Below are 13,364 nucleotides of genomic sequence, written 5' to 3' on the forward strand. Positions count from 1 at the left end.
CGACCGGCGCCGGCGGCTCACCCGATCTGGGCGAGGTTGACCGCGGGGTTGGCGGGGACCCGGTTGTCCAGGTGCAACGCCGGCCGGGCGCGACGCGAGCGCGCCGGACGGGATCCCGGCCGGTGAACGGGGAGGAGTGGGGCCCGATGGTGGACGCGACCACGAGGTTCTTCGAGGACCTTCAGCGACGGGGGTACGAGCCCTTGCTGGCGAAGGCGTCCGGAACGATGCGGATCGACCTTCAGGAGGGTGCGCAGACCCGGCACTGGCTGCTGGCGATCGACCACGGTCAGCTGCAGGTGACCCAGGAGGACCGGGAGGCCGACACGGTGGTCGGGACGAGCCCGGCGCTGTTCGACGACATCGTCTCCGGCCGCGAGCACGGCCTGGCCGCCCTGTTCCGCGGTGACGTGACGGTGTCGGGTGACGCCCGGCTGGTGGTTCAGGTGGAGCGGATCTTCCCCGGGCCGCCGGACTCCCGGGGGCCGCGTCGCCGCTTCGCGGGGGAGGCGAACTGATGGGCCAGAGCAACACGGTACGGATCCTCGACGGCAACACGTTCGTGGTCTGCGAGGACACCGGTGACATCGAGGCGACGCCGAGCGAGCCGACCGGGCTCTTTTCCCTGGACACCCGGTTCTTGTCCACCTGGGTGCTGACGGTGAACGGCGAACGGCTCAACTCGCTCTCCTTCGACGACCTCCAGTACTTCGAGTCGCGGTTCTTTCTCGTGCCGGGGATGGCGACGCACTATGTGGACGCGAAGTTGTCGATCATCCGCGAGCGCGCGGTCGGCGGCAGCTTCCGCGAACAGCTCACCATCCTCAACCACGACGAGAAGCCCGTCGACCTGGAGATCAGGATGGACGCGGCGTCGGACTTCGCCGACCTGTTCCAGGTCAAGGACGAGATCCTGAACAAGAAGGGCGAGATCTACGCCGAGGTCGAGGCGGACAGGCTGCGGTTGGGCTACCGACGGGGCAACTTCCGGCGGGAGACGATCATCTCCTCCTCGATGACGGCCCGCTACGACAGCAAGGGGTTCGCGTACACAGTGCGCCTGGAGCCCAACGAGCAGTGGAAGACCGCGATCGACGTGAAGACGCACGCGATCGGACCAGGTGGCCGGGACCTGCGGATGGGGCTTCGGATCCACGGCAACGAGCGGCTCGCCCTCCAGCACGACCTGGAGCAGTGGATCGCGGACGCGCCCAAGGTCAACAGTGAGCACGGTCGGGTATCGGCGACGTACCGGCGCAGTTTGATCGATCTTGCGGCGCTGCGCTTCTCGCCGCTGTCGCTGGGCGGTGCCACGCTTCCCGCGGCCGGCCTGCCCTGGTTCATGACCATGTTCGGCCGGGACAGCATCCTCACCTGCCTGCAGACGCTGCCGTTCACCCCGCAACTGTCGAAGACGACCCTGCGCATCCTGGCGTCCCTGCAGGGCACCCGTTTCGACGACTTCCGGGACGAGGACCCGGGGCGGATCCTGCACGAGATGCGCTACGGGGAAACCGCGGCCTTCGAGGAGCAGCCGCACACGCCGTACTACGGCTCGGTGGACGCGACCCCGCTGTTCGTGGTGCTGCTCGACGAGTACGAGCGGTGGACCGGAGACGCCGACCTGGTCAGGGAGTTGGAGCGGGAGTCCCGGGCGGCGCTGGGCTGGATCGACAGTTACGCCGACCTGGTCGGCAACGGCTACATCTGGTACGAGCGGCGCAACACCGAGACGGGCCTGGAGAACCAGTGCTGGAAGGACTCCTGGGACTCGATCTCCTACTCCGACGGGACACTACCGCCCTTTCCCCGGGCCACCTGCGAGGTGCAGGGGTACGCGTACGACGCGAAGATCCGCGCGGCGCGGCTGGCCCGGGAATTCTGGGGTGACCCGGAGTTCGCCGACCAGCTGGAGCGGGAGGCGGCGGAGCTGAAGGAGCGGTTCAACAGGGACTGGTGGGTCGCTGACCGGGGGTACTACGCGCTCGCGCTGGACCCGGAAGGCCGTCAGTGTGACGTCCTCAGCTCCAACATCGGCCACCTCCTGTGGAGCGGGATCGTCGAACGCGAGCGGGCCGAGCAGGTCGCGCAGCACCTGGTGGGGCCGCGTCTCTTCTCCGGCTGGGGGGTACGGACCCTGGCCGAGGGGGAGGCCCGGTACAACCCGATCGGCTACCACAACGGCACGATCTGGCCGTTCGACAACTCCTTCATCGCCTGGGGTCTGCGCCGGTACGGGTTCGCCGAGGAGGCAGCGACAATCGCCAACGGCATGCTGGACGCGGCGACGTACTTCGACGGGCGGCTGCCGGAGGCGTTCGGCGGCTATCCGCGGGAGCTGACGAAGTTCCCGGTGGAGTATCCGACGGCGTGCAGCCCGCAGGCGTGGTCGACCGGTACGCCGCTGCTGTTGCTGCGCACCATGCTCGGGCTTGAGCCGCACGAGGGGCACCTGGCGGTCGAGCCACGGCTGCCTGTGGGGATGGGCCGGATCGAGGTGCTGGACATTCCGGGCCGGTGGGGTCGGGTGGACGCGTTCGCCCGGGGCCGGCTCGACCTGGACAACCTGGCCGACTGACGCACCGAACAGCGGCGGCGCGGGCAACCCGTGTCGCCGTTGGCCGCCGCCCAGGCGACCCACAGCCGGGCACGATAGATTCTGCGGATGCCGGAGCTCGTGTACCCGCCCGTTATCGCCGCCGCCAAGACGATGTTCCGGGTCCTCGACCTGAAGATCAACATTGAGGGCGCCCACCACGTACCCCGCACCGGTGGGGCCGTGCTGGCCAGCAACCACGTGAGCTACCTCGACTTCATCTTCGCCGGCCTCGGCGCGAACCCCTCGGGCCGGATGGTCCGGTTCATGGCCAAGCACTCGGTCTTCGAGCACCGGATCGGCGGGCCGTTGATGCGCGGGATGAAGCACATCCCTGTGGACCGCGAGGCCGGCGCGGCATCGTTCCGGGCGGCGGTGGACGCGCTCAAGCGCGGCGAGGTCGTCGGCGTCTTTCCGGAGGCCACGATCAGCCGCTCGTTCACCGTCAAGGAACTCAAGAGCGGCACCGTCCGGATGGCCCGCTCGGCGAAGGTGCCGGTGCTGCCGGTCGCGCTGTGGGGCACCCAGCGGCTCTGGACGAAGGGCCGCCCGCGCACCCTGACCCGCCGGCACACGCCCATCACGATCCTGGTCGGCGAGCCGATCGAGCCGGCGGACTTCCGGGACCCGAATCTGCTGGCCGCCGAGCTGACGACCCGGCTCACGGCGCTCGTCGATCGCGCCCAGAGGGAGTACCCGGACGCACCGGTCGGCCCGGACGACACGTGGTGGCTGCCGGCGCACCTGGGCGGCACCGCCCCGACGCCGGAGGAGGCCGCCGCCATGGACGCCGCCGGGGAGCGGCGTACCCCCAGCGTCTGAACGGTCGGCACGGTGACCGGATCGTTCCGCAAGCGGGCGTGATGGTGTCTGCCGTCGCGGTCACCGCCCGACCAGGATCGACGTCATGAGCAGAGCAGCACTTCTCGTGATCGACGTCCAGGAATCGTTCCGGCAGCGCCCCATCTGGGCGTACGGCTCCAACCCCGACATCGTCGGGCAGGTCGACCGGCTGGTCACCGCCGCCCGTCAACGCGGCGACCTGGTGGTCTGGGTCCTGCACGCCGAACCGGGCACAGGCGGCGTCTTCGACCCGGCGCGCGGCCACGTGCGCCTGCTCGACGGACTGACACCGGCCGCGGGTGAGCCGACGCTCGTGAAGACCGCCCACAACGCGTTCACCACCACCAATCTGCAGCAGCTGCTCACCACCGCGGGCGTGGACGACCTCACCGTCTGCGGCATCCGCACCGAGCAGTGCGTCGAGACCACCGCCCGGGTGGGGTCGGACCTCGGCTACCGGATGACGTTCGTCACCGACGCGACGCAGACCTTCCCCATCCCGCACCGGGAGGTGCCGGAGACAGCGACCGTCGAGGAGATCCTCGCCGATCCGCGCACCATGACCACCGAGGAGATCATCACCCGCACCGAGTACGCGTTGGCAGGCCGCTTCGCGACTATCAGCACTGTCGACGAGGTCACCGGCGCGGCCCTCGCCGACGCCCGGAGGTGAGCCGATGGCCAAGGTCGTATTCCTGCTGGTCCCGCAGCTGCACCTGCTGGACCTCGCTGGGCCGGCCCAGGTCTTCTCCAGCGCCGCGGACCTCGGCCACGACTACCGGCTGCACTACGTGGCCGAGCGGGAGCAGGTCCCCACCGTCCAGGGCGTACCGCTGGTCGCCGAGACGCTCTGGCCCGAGCTGACGCCGGACGACCTGGTGATCGTGCCGGGCTGGCGGCCGGCGGCGCACGGCCCGCAGGGGCCGGTGTCGCCGGCCGACCTGCGGCGCCTGGCCGACCACCACGCGTCCGGCGGCACTGTGGCGAGCGTCTGCGCGGGCGCGTACGCGCTGGGCCGCGCCGGGCTCCTCGACGGCCGACGCTGCACCACCCACCATGAGGTGCAGGACGATCTTGCCCGCCGTTACCCGGCAGCCCGGGTGGCCCGCGACGTGCTGTACGTGGTCGACGACCGGGTGGTCACCTCGGCGGGCATCGCCAGCGGCATCGACGTGGCCCTGCACCTGGTGGCGACCCGGCACGGCCCGGCCACCGCCGCCCGGATCGCCCGCACGCTCGTCGTCCACACCCGGCGCAACGGAAACGAGCCGCAGGCCAGCGCGATGATGCGTCATCGCCTGCACCTGTCCGACGCGGTGCACCGGGTGCAGGACGTGATCGACACCCGGTACGCCGAGCCGTTGCCGCTGGCCGAGCTGGCCGCCACCGGTGGTGTGGCGGAGCGGACACTGAGCCGGCTGTTCCGCGCGGCCACCGGGCTGACGCCGCTGGGCTATCAGCAGTCGCTGCGCGTGGAACGCGCCGAGCACCTCATCGGGCACGGCGCTACCGTGGAGGCTGCGGCGCGGAACGTGGGCTTCACCGACGCCCGGATGCTGCGCCGCCTGCGAGCCCGTCCCAGGACGTCGGCTCCGGCCCCGAACGGTAGTAGTCGTCCCGGGAGCGGAATTCCACAGGCAGTGAACCAGGCAGGGTGATCCGGTTCTCCCCGGCGAGCAACGCGGGACCGGCCCGCAGCAGCAGCACGTCGCGTTCCTGGGCGGAGAGGTCCACGAGCTCCGGGTGGGTGAGCCGGAACACTGCCACCGCCCGGCGGATCTGCTGGGCCAGCGCCATGACCTCTCCGGCCGGCCCGCCGAGGGCCAGCGCCGGCTGCTGGATGGTGCGCAGCGCGTCGCAGACGATCAGCAGCTCGGCCGGATCGGCCTGTGGAAGCTCCAGCCGGGACGGCCACTGCCAGCGGACCTGGCCGGTCATCAGGCCGCCCAGCCGGCCCGGGGGTCGGCGTCGGGACGTGCCGTCGGCGACGAGGGACAGCTGCGAACCGGTGCCCACCCAGCAGATTCGCTGATCGGTGACTGTCACCGAAACCGGCCCGGGAAGCTGCCAGCCGAGATGGGCCTCTGTCGGCCCGAGCAGGCAGCCCGCGACCAACAGCCGGTGTCGGCTGAGCACGTTCTCACCGGGCAGCGGACGCATGTTGTAGTGCCGGTCCAGGGCGGGACCCACCTCGTCGTCCGGTGCGTCGAACCGGTGTGGACCGATAAAGAAGGGGGACGCGTCCGTGTGCATCGTCACGACCTTCCGGTCAGCTGGCTGTGCGTACGAGCCTCGCGGATCCGGGGGTCGCTGTCATGACGGTCGTTAGGGGGTCGGCCGGTCGTACGTCGCCTGTGACCGGTAGATGCCGATCTCCTCCGGGCGGACTAGCCCGTCCTCGATCGCACGGGCGAGCAATGCGGCCTTTGTGGCGGCCGGCCGCCCCGCACGGGTGTACTTGATGCGTGCCCGGTCCACGTATTGCTTCACCGTGTGTTCGCTGATCTGCATCCGGCGGGCCACCGACGCCTTGGACATCGACTGGAACCAGAGCAGCAGCGCCTCACGCTCCTTGTCGGACAGCATCGGCCGGTCCGGCCGCGGATCACCGACCATCGCGCCGGCCAACGCCGGTGGCACGTACGGGCGGTCGCTCGCCGCCGCCAACACGGTCGCCACGCAGTGCTCCCGGCCCTCGTGCTTGGCCAGGAATGCCACCGCCCCGGCGTCCAGCGCGGCGAGCATCGTCTGCGGATCGGTGTGCTCCGAATAGACCACCACCCGTCGCCCGGTGGCACTCAACTCGGCCAGCTTGTCCAGCGCCATCCGACCGTGCAGCCGCAGGTCGAGCAGGACGACATCGGCGTCCGGCGCCGCCCGCAGCACCTCGTCCGGGTCGTCGCCGGTGGCCAGCACCCTCAGCCGGGGCTCGGTGGCCATCCAGGCGCGAACCCCGTCGACGACCACCGGATGGTCGTCGACGATCGCCACCCCGACCGGCCGGTCGCCGGTCACTTCCGCCACCGGGTCTGCGCCCATCTGATGTCCCCGTCCCGTTCGTAGAGGTGCTGTACCGGCCCGTGGTCGTACTCCCCGGGTGGTGGGCCGGTCGCCTCCGGCCCCTCCCGGTCGGGCGTGACCAGGCTGACCACCACCTCGTCGGGCCCGGAAACGACGGTCAGCCGTGCCCAACCCCGTGCGTCGGCGAGATGCGCGGCGAGCGGGTCGGCCAGTTGGCGGCGGATCTCGACAGGCAACGGCGGTGGATTGCCGATGGTGACCAGGTCGATCGGCAGTCCGTTGCGTTCGGCCAGGTCGGCGGCGGCCCGTAACTCGTGCAGCAGCGGATCGGGTACGTCGTCGGACTCCGCGATCATGCGGCGTAACCGGGCCGCGGCCAGTACGCAGCGCCGCTGCACCTCCGGGTCGTCCGGGTCGGCCGCACCGTAGGCCAGCTCACCGAGGACCCGCCCCGCCGCGGCGCCGGCCAGGGCGAGCCGGTCACGGCGCTCCCGCAGGCCCCGCTCGGCCGCAGCCCGTTCGGCGGCCATCGCGTGCAATGCGGCAGCCGTGGCGGCCCGGTCACGGGCCAGCCCGACGATCGTCGCACCGCCCACGAAGACGGCCAGTTGCAGGGAGAAGGTGCCGTAGACGTACATCGTGAAGCGGGCCAGCGCGGCGGCGTCGGGGCCGTGGGTGAGCACGGCGACCAACGCGATCACCGTGTGCGTCGTCAGCAGGACGACAAGCCCGACGACCCGGCGGCCCCACAGCATGAGCACGAAGAACCAGCCGAGCGTGCCCCACACCCAGTTCGCAGCGCCGAACAGGTGCCGCTCACCGACCGCCGCGAAGACCGCCGCGTCGGCGGCGAGCAGCAGCACGGCCAGCGGCCACGGCGGCAGCGGTGTGCCGCGCAGCAGGAGGACGCCGGCGACCGCGCCCGCCACGGCGACCAGCGCCCAGCAGCCGAGCACGACAGCCGGCTCGGCGAACTCCGTGCGTACGCCGAGCACCGCGGGGAGGCTGATCGTTACATGCCAGGCCCATGCGATGCCGACGACGACGATCCGGGCTCCGCGATCGGACGCCCGCGCCACCGCCGCCGGTGCGGCGAGCACCCCCTCCCCGGGCTCCGGTGTCGCGTTCGACTGTTGCTGCCGGGTCGCCGCTCCACGGGTGACGGTGTGGCCCGCTGGCACGTCGAGGTCAGCCGACACCGGGCCACTCCAATCGGATTCGGGTGCCCGCGCCGGGCGCGGACCGCACGTCGGCCCGCCCGCCGACCGCTGCCATCCGGCCGTGGATCGACTCGCGCAGCCCGTACCGGTGCGGTGGGACGGTGGCCGGGTCGAAGCCGGGACCGTCGTCGACGACCTCGACCACGACGGTCATCGCGTCGCGGGTCAGCCGCAGCACGGCCCGCGCGCCCGGAGCGTGACGGTCCACGTTGGACAACGCCGCGTAGGCGCTCTCGGTGATCGCGTCGGCCACCCCGGCGGGCACCGCGCACGGCGCCAGGTCCATGTGCATCCGCAACTGGGGCAGCCGGTCGACCACCGTCCGCAGTCGACCGTCCAGGGACACCGGGCCGTCGCCGGGCGTCGGGCCGCTGTCGGTCAACGCCACGAGGGTACGCAGGTCGGTGGCGCACCGATCGCGGAACGCAACGGACGGGCCAGCCACCGCGCCGAGCCCCACCATCGTCAGCGTGCCCAGCACGGTGTCGTGCAGGTCGCGGTTCTGCTGGCGTTCCGCCTCCCGTGCTGCCCGTGCGACCAACGACTCCCGGGTCAGCCGCTGGTGCTCGGCGAACGCCAGGTCCGCCCGACCGATCCGGCGGCGCATCACCACAGTCACCAACGCCGTGACGGCCGTCTGCACCAGCAGCGTCGCGGCGTGCGCCCGCGCCTCGGTGACGTTGCCGGCGGCGTGTGTGCCCGCGACGTACGCGGCGGTGACCAGCAGCCCTCCCGGCACCGACCAGCGGGCGGGAGCCGTGGCCTGCGCGTTGATCACCGTGGTGCTGGCCAACACCGCGATCCAGCTGCCCTCGCCGGGCAGCACCTCCGGTGCCACCATCTGGGGGATGAGCAGGCACGCAGCAACGGTGACCACGATGTCGCCGATGGCCAACACCCGGTTGATGCCGTGGCGCAGCGCGCGAACGCCGTAGAAGAGTGACCAGCCGGTCAACACGGCCACGCCGGGCCACAGCACCGCCGGCTCGACCGGTGAGGTACGTACCGAGAGCGCCACGGCCGCACCGACAAGCCCGCACGTCAGCCGCAGCAGCGCGGGCAGCGTGGTGAAGATGAGGCCGAACGCGCCACCTGCCGGGTTGTCCAGCGAGGGGGGCGGCACAGTGGGGGCGGTTAACGCCGGCATCGGGGGGTGTCCCTTCCGACAACGACCCGGTGCGGGTCCGCACGGCGGAGATCGACATCGGACAATAGCATGCGGACGGTGAGTGTTCACCCACCGTCCGCATGGTGTCATTACGTCGTTGCTCTGCGCTATCGGCCGTTGATCCCAGCGGTCGCCGTGCGGATGGCGAAGACCGCAGGCCGAGGCGGGTATGTCGCTCCGACGCACTACCTGTTCCAGTGGGAACCCGGCACCGTCACCGCCCGTCTGAATTGGTGACAGAGGGGTGGTGGGCCGGGATGCGCTCGCGGGCAACGATAGTGGCGGCGGCGCTGCTCGGCGTGGCGCTGAGCGGTTGTGCAGGCACCGACACCGGGCCGGACGGAGTGGATACTCCCGGCCCCGCCCAGATCGTCGACAAGTGGACGTCCTGTGCCGAGGACGCACCGCACGCCGGCGCCGTGCTGCCCGCCCCGCCCCCGCCGGGCGGATCGGCGTCCCCGGTGTCGGACGAGCCGGCGGCCGGGCGCATCGACCCCGCGTTCACGCCGTTCACCGCAGTGCTCTGCGGACAGCAGATCCGGCCCGGCCCCGCCGGCGGCACGGAGCAGGTGGCCACCGAACGACGCGCCGACGACATCGACTCCCTGCTCGCCGCGCTGCGCCTACCTGACCAGCGCGGCGACGAGGAGGTCGCCTGCACCCTCGACCTGGTCATCCCGCCCTGGGTGGCACTACTCGACCAACAGGGGCGTTGGCTGCGGCCACACCTGCCTGTGGACGGGTGCACCAAGCCCCGCCCGGAGGTGCGCGCGGCGTTGGACGGGTTGCGCCTGACCACTGTCGCCACACGTACCGTCAGGCAGATCGAATCTCCGGCGGCCGAGGCCGCAGGCTGCGACCAACAGTGGTCGGACATGGTCTGGGCGCAGGGGACCGACGGCCGCCCCGAACCGCCCGCGCCGGGCGCCGGGCCGCTGCGGCTCTGCGTCTACCGGGTGCCCGCCCACGAGCGGGGCGGCAGCAAGCCAGCCGGTGACTTCGCGTACGGCGGGGCGCTGCCGCCGGATCGGCAGGCGAACATCCTGCGGGCGCTTGCCACGACCCGGCCGGCGAAACCCTGCGGCACCCCGGCGTCCCGTTTCGCTGTGCTCCGACAGCTGGACGGCAGCGGAGCGGAGTCGTACGTCGAACTCGACGGCTGCCGGCCTATTCTGGTCGTGCCGCCGGGCGGCGGGTCACGGCTCGGGCAGGGCGACGCCGCGTTGACCGCGCTGCTCGGGCCGATCTGAGCCGTCCCTTTCCGGTCTCCGGCCGCCCGTCGGCGCGGCCACGACTCAGCGGATCGGCAATGCCGCCGGGCCGCCGTTGGCGATCGACCGCTTTACCGTTTCGCCGCCGGACCAGAAGTAGCAGCGCACACCCCGGTCGCCGCGCGCCCACAGATTGGGGGAGGGGAGGCGGTACGCCGTTCCGGTGCGGTAGCGCAGGTTGGCGTCGTTGGGAACCTTGGCGTAACGGGCGACCAGAGTGCGGCAGGCGGGGTGGATGGCTGCCTCGTCGCGGACGGCGTCCTGGTAGGAGCGGTCCGGGGCGGTCCAGATGCCGACGTACTCGTACTGGTGCGCGGTGGTGCAGCCAGCCGGTCGCAGCCGGCCCCACTCGTCCTCGTTCATGCAGCCGTACGTCAGCGGGGAGCGGCTGCCCACAGCGTTGCGCAGCGTGCCGGCCCGGTGGATGGCCCGGTCCGTGTCGCCGTTGGCGCCGTCCACCTCGTCCAGTTCGAAGATGTCGCACCGGTACCACCGGCTGCCGCCCGCCCAGCCGGCCGGTGACGTCGGCGCGACCTGCACGGAGAGCCGGGCGCTGCGCCACTCACCGCCGACGAAATCCTTGGCGCGGGTGTCGCAGTCGGTGAAGATCGCGCGCATGGCTGCTGACTCCACCGTCGGCGGGGCGCTCCGCGCGGCCAGGGCGCCCGTGAAGGTGCCGACGTGGAACGTCTCCACCAGGTGCGTCTTCGCGCAGTCCACAGGGGCGTAGCTGCTCAGATATGCGGTCGGCTCGGGGATGACATGGCACTCGCCGGCCTGCGGCGAGAACTGCTTCGCCTGGGCCATCGGTCGCCAGTCGTCGGCCAGGTCGCCGTCCGTGCCGGCCGGCGTGCCGCAGCCCGCCGATGCCACAGTGATGAACGCAGCCGCGAGCGCTGCCGTTAGATGCCGTCGCATGTGAAATCTCCCCGTGGCCCCCGTGCCGACGCGCGCAGCATATGGCACCGGAGTGACGAGCAGGGACCTGCTTCCGGCCAGGTTCTCGCTACTCCTGACCAGCCACGTGGACGTGAGTTGCCGGACCGCCGCTGGCCTCGAAGAACGAGGGTCAGCGGCGGTCGCGCGGCGCGTTCTCGGCGGCGGATCAGCCGGCGAGCTGTCGCCGTACCGTGTCGGCGTCCATCAGGTACCACATGTCCTTGAACTTGCCGTCCTCGATCCGGTAGAAGGCGGTCTCGGCGAACTTCACCGACTTGCCGGTGGGCGCGAGGCCGCTCCACTCCCGGACCGGTGTCCCGGTGTCGATGAGGCGGGCGGCTACCCGGTCGCCATCGACGACGAGGTCCTGGATCTCCCAGTGGAAGTCCGGCACCGCGTCGACGTGCTTGTAGAACTCGGCGACCATGTCGGCCATCTTGACCGGGGTGCCGTTCATGATCACCTCCTCGTGGGCGAACTCGGCCATCCGGGCGAACTCGCGCTTGTTCGCCAGTTCGACGTAGCGCAGGTAGAAGTCGCGCAGTTCCTCGGTCGTCATGCCCGAACGTGTCGCGGTGGTGCTCATGATTGATCTTCCGTTCTGCTGGTGTGGACTGGTTGGCCCCGGTCGGTCGTTCGGCCGGAGCGGCCCCGCGTGTCCATGTTTTGTACCGATCGGTTGCCTGCAAGCCAACCGTAGCAGTTTCTGTACCGATCGGTAGGTGAGTCGGGTCACCACGCGTGCCGCTGCGGGAGTGCGTGTCGAGGATGGTTGACGTGATGTAAGGGATGTTTTACATTGGGCCATGTAAACAATTCTTGACACGGGGGGAGTGGGCGATGATCCGCGACGCCAACCGAGAAGACCGGGTCGCCATGACGTTCGGGCAGCGGAACGCATGGGTTTCCGCCGTCGTCATGCCTGCGGCATCCATCGCGTACCTTGCCGTGGTCCTGCCCCGGCTGGGTGACCGGCCCGCCGCAGAGGTCTCCTGGGTGGGGCCGATGCTGTGGACGATCGGCGCGACGGTCGTCGGCACCATCGTGGGGACCATCCTCATCTCGATCGCGGCAGCCATCACCAACCGCGACGTGGAGTCCAAAGGGGACGTGAGAGACAAGCAGATCGACCGCTACGGCGACCGCCTGGCACAGGCCATCACCGCCTTCGGTGGCGCTGTCGTCCTGGCGCTGGTGATGTTCGAGGTGGATCACTTCTGGATCGGCAACGCCCTGTTCGTGATCGGCGCCATCGGAGCGACGTGGGGGGCCGTCGCGAAGATCCGCGCGTACCACGGTGTCTTCAATGGTTAAGCCGACCCGCGTCACCAACCGGATCCGCGCTCTTCGGTTCGCCAACGATGAGATGACCCAGGCCGACCTGGCCGAGCGCGTCGGTGTCACCCGGCAGACGGTCATCGCCATCGAGCAGGGGCGCTACTCGCCGTCGCTGGAGATGGCGTTCCAGATCGCCCGGGCGTTCGGCGTGCCACTGGACGAGGTCTTTCAATACCCCGACGAGTAGGCGAATCGGGCCGACATGGCAACGAGAGGACGATCATGAGCAGTCGTGGCAGGTCGAGGGTCTGCGTCGTCGGAGCCTCAGGAAAACTCGGTAGGTACATGGTCCGGCACGCGCTGGACAAGGGCTACGAGGTCGTCGGCGTGTGCCGTGCGGGCAGCGTGGGAAAACTGGACGAGTTCAAGGGCCGCATCACAGTCGTCGCGGGGCCGACGAACGATCGTGACGTCATCGGGCGGGCGGTCGCCGGCTGCGACGGTGTGCTCACCGTCCTGGTCCCCTGGGGTGTGCACGGCTACTCGACGGGCACGGCGCGGGCGGTCCTGGACCACGCCGACCCGGGAGCACGCCTGGTCTTCTCGTGCGGCTGGCACGTCACGCGCGACGGCCAGGACGTCTACCCGTGGAGGCTCAGGGCGTTCGTCGCGGCCTTCGGTGTGCTCGCGCGGCTGGCCCGCTTCGCCGACATCCGCGACCAGGTGCAGGCGTGCCGGCAGATCTTCGCCAGCGACACCCGGTGGACGGTGGTGCGCGGCAGCGACCTTGAGGAGGGCGACAGCCAGGGCCTACCCGTCTGGAGCCGGCACGTGGGCGATCCCGTACTCAAGAGCAACATCACGCGCCGGGTGGACTTCGCCCTGTTCATGGTGGACGCGCTGACGAACGACGAACTGGTCCACGAGGCACCGGCGATCGTCGGCTGCCGGACACCCTCGGCGCTGGCCGCATAGGCCCTTCCTGCGCAAGGAAGGGCCCCTTCTTAACGCCTGGTGCATAAGAAGGG

At 70.8% G+C, this 13,364-nt stretch carries 15 protein-coding genes; 9 read left to right on the top strand and 6 right to left on the bottom strand.

All coding sequences use genetic code 11. The annotated features are described in order from the left end of the window. Positions 1–146 precede the first annotated feature (146 nt). The 5 genes from F4558_RS01410 (at position 147) to F4558_RS01430 (ending at position 5,097) form a co-directional block, all read left to right on the top strand. Positions 147–518 (top strand): SCP2 sterol-binding domain-containing protein, encoded by a 372-nt coding sequence (locus tag F4558_RS01410; protein WP_053653136.1) that lies wholly within the window; start codon positions 147–149, stop codon positions 516–518. After that, positions 518–2,578, top strand: a complete 2,061-nt coding sequence (locus F4558_RS01415; RefSeq protein WP_053653048.1) for an amylo-alpha-1,6-glucosidase — start codon at positions 518–520, stop codon at positions 2,576–2,578. The genes F4558_RS01410 and F4558_RS01415 overlap by 1 nt, the downstream gene beginning before the upstream one ends. Positions 2,579–2,665: 87 nt before the next feature. Then, positions 2,666–3,418: a lysophospholipid acyltransferase family protein gene (locus tag F4558_RS01420; RefSeq protein WP_167942959.1), complete on the top strand. Its 753-nt coding sequence runs from the start codon at positions 2,666–2,668 to the stop codon at positions 3,416–3,418. Between the two features lie 85 nt (positions 3,419–3,503). Continuing rightward, complete coding sequence (locus F4558_RS01425) at positions 3,504–4,112, top strand: isochorismatase family protein (protein ID WP_082377279.1); 609 nt, start codon at positions 3,504–3,506, stop codon at positions 4,110–4,112. A gap of 4 nt (positions 4,113–4,116) precedes the next feature. Next, positions 4,117–5,097: a GlxA family transcriptional regulator gene (locus F4558_RS01430; protein ID WP_053653045.1), complete on the top strand. Its 981-nt coding sequence runs from the start codon at positions 4,117–4,119 to the stop codon at positions 5,095–5,097. On the opposite strand, the gene F4558_RS01435 is transcribed toward F4558_RS01430, so the two are convergent. The 4 genes from F4558_RS01435 to F4558_RS01450 all read right to left on the bottom strand — a co-directional run bounded on the left by F4558_RS01435 (position 4,979) and on the right by F4558_RS01450 (position 8,827). After that, positions 4,979–5,692 carry a hypothetical protein gene (locus tag F4558_RS01435; protein ID WP_157552307.1) on the bottom strand — a complete coding sequence of 238 codons (714 nt, stop codon included), beginning with the start codon at positions 5,690–5,692 and terminating at the stop codon, positions 4,979–4,981. The two genes, F4558_RS01430 and F4558_RS01435, sit on opposite strands and share 119 nt — an antisense overlap. 72 nt (positions 5,693–5,764) lie before the next feature. Continuing rightward, entirely contained in the window at positions 5,765–6,478 is a 714-nt protein-coding gene (locus F4558_RS01440; protein WP_167942960.1) for a response regulator transcription factor, read from the bottom strand. Continuing rightward, positions 6,451–7,560 carry a hypothetical protein gene (locus F4558_RS01445; RefSeq protein ID WP_312877424.1) on the bottom strand — a complete coding sequence of 370 codons (1,110 nt, stop codon included), beginning with the start codon at positions 7,558–7,560 and terminating at the stop codon, positions 6,451–6,453. The genes F4558_RS01440 and F4558_RS01445 overlap by 28 nt, the downstream gene beginning before the upstream one ends. A gap of 88 nt (positions 7,561–7,648) precedes the next feature. Continuing rightward, a complete protein-coding gene (locus F4558_RS01450) occupies positions 7,649–8,827 on the bottom strand; it encodes a sensor histidine kinase (protein WP_167942961.1) in 1,179 nt (392 codons plus the stop codon). A gap of 278 nt (positions 8,828–9,105) precedes the next feature. On the opposite strand from F4558_RS01450, the gene F4558_RS01455 reads away from it, so the two are divergent. After that, on the top strand, positions 9,106–10,098 hold the full coding sequence (locus F4558_RS01455) for a hypothetical protein (RefSeq protein ID WP_167942962.1): 993 nt from the start codon (positions 9,106–9,108) through the stop codon (positions 10,096–10,098). Positions 10,099–10,143: 45 nt separating this feature from the next. On the opposite strand, the gene F4558_RS01460 is transcribed toward F4558_RS01455, so the two are convergent. Together F4558_RS01460 and F4558_RS01465 are read right to left on the bottom strand one after the other, a co-directional pair. Then, positions 10,144–11,037 (bottom strand): septum formation family protein, encoded by an 894-nt coding sequence (locus F4558_RS01460; RefSeq protein ID WP_167942963.1) that lies wholly within the window; start codon positions 11,035–11,037, stop codon positions 10,144–10,146. A gap of 187 nt (positions 11,038–11,224) precedes the next feature. Then, positions 11,225–11,644, bottom strand: a complete 420-nt coding sequence (locus F4558_RS01465; RefSeq protein ID WP_209273150.1) for an ester cyclase — start codon at positions 11,642–11,644, stop codon at positions 11,225–11,227. A gap of 254 nt (positions 11,645–11,898) precedes the next feature. Between F4558_RS01465 and F4558_RS01470 the strand changes: the two genes are divergently transcribed. From F4558_RS01470 to F4558_RS01480, 3 genes are read left to right on the top strand one after another with little or no spacing between them, the layout of a single operon-like run. Beyond that, positions 11,899–12,372 (top strand): hypothetical protein, encoded by a 474-nt coding sequence (locus F4558_RS01470; RefSeq protein ID WP_167942964.1) that lies wholly within the window; start codon positions 11,899–11,901, stop codon positions 12,370–12,372. Next, positions 12,365–12,583, top strand: a complete 219-nt coding sequence (locus F4558_RS01475) for a helix-turn-helix transcriptional regulator (protein ID WP_053653038.1) — start codon at positions 12,365–12,367, stop codon at positions 12,581–12,583. Before F4558_RS01470 ends, F4558_RS01475 begins: the two co-directional genes overlap by 8 nt. 35 nt (positions 12,584–12,618) lie before the next feature. Further along, positions 12,619–13,311, top strand: a complete 693-nt coding sequence (locus F4558_RS01480) for an NAD(P)-dependent oxidoreductase (protein WP_167942965.1) — start codon at positions 12,619–12,621, stop codon at positions 13,309–13,311. The last annotated feature ends 53 nt before the right edge of the window (positions 13,312–13,364 follow it).

It is taken from the genome of Micromonospora profundi (assembly GCF_011927785.1).
GTDB classification, from domain to species: domain Bacteria; phylum Actinomycetota; class Actinomycetes; order Mycobacteriales; family Micromonosporaceae; genus Micromonospora; species Micromonospora profundi.

Excerpts from the sequence above, each read along its gene's own strand:
- F4558_RS01450 (WP_167942961.1), bottom strand. The coding sequence starts at position 8,827 with ATGCCGGCGTTAACCGCCCCCACTGTGCCGCCCCCCTCGCTGGACAAC.
- F4558_RS01455 (WP_167942962.1), top strand. The coding sequence starts at position 9,106 with ATGCGCTCGCGGGCAACGATAGTGGCGGCGGCGCTGCTCGGCGTGGCG.
- F4558_RS01410 (WP_053653136.1), top strand. The coding sequence starts at position 147 with ATGGTGGACGCGACCACGAGGTTCTTCGAGGACCTTCAGCGACGGGGG.
- F4558_RS01420 (WP_167942959.1), top strand. The coding sequence starts at position 2,666 with ATGCCGGAGCTCGTGTACCCGCCCGTTATCGCCGCCGCCAAGACGATG.
- F4558_RS01480 (WP_167942965.1), top strand. The coding sequence starts at position 12,619 with ATGAGCAGTCGTGGCAGGTCGAGGGTCTGCGTCGTCGGAGCCTCAGGA.
- F4558_RS01435 (WP_157552307.1), bottom strand. The coding sequence starts at position 5,692 with ATGCACACGGACGCGTCCCCCTTCTTTATCGGTCCACACCGGTTCGAC.
- F4558_RS01460 (WP_167942963.1), bottom strand. The coding sequence starts at position 11,037 with ATGCGACGGCATCTAACGGCAGCGCTCGCGGCTGCGTTCATCACTGTG.
- F4558_RS01465 (WP_209273150.1), bottom strand. The coding sequence starts at position 11,644 with ATGAGCACCACCGCGACACGTTCGGGCATGACGACCGAGGAACTGCGC.
- F4558_RS01415 (WP_053653048.1), top strand. The coding sequence starts at position 518 with ATGGGCCAGAGCAACACGGTACGGATCCTCGACGGCAACACGTTCGTG.
- F4558_RS01440 (WP_167942960.1), bottom strand. The coding sequence starts at position 6,478 with ATGGGCGCAGACCCGGTGGCGGAAGTGACCGGCGACCGGCCGGTCGGG.
- F4558_RS01430 (WP_053653045.1), top strand. The coding sequence starts at position 4,117 with ATGGCCAAGGTCGTATTCCTGCTGGTCCCGCAGCTGCACCTGCTGGAC.
- F4558_RS01425 (WP_082377279.1), top strand. The coding sequence starts at position 3,504 with ATGAGCAGAGCAGCACTTCTCGTGATCGACGTCCAGGAATCGTTCCGG.
- F4558_RS01475 (WP_053653038.1), top strand. The coding sequence starts at position 12,365 with ATGGTTAAGCCGACCCGCGTCACCAACCGGATCCGCGCTCTTCGGTTC.
- F4558_RS01470 (WP_167942964.1), top strand. The coding sequence starts at position 11,899 with ATGATCCGCGACGCCAACCGAGAAGACCGGGTCGCCATGACGTTCGGG.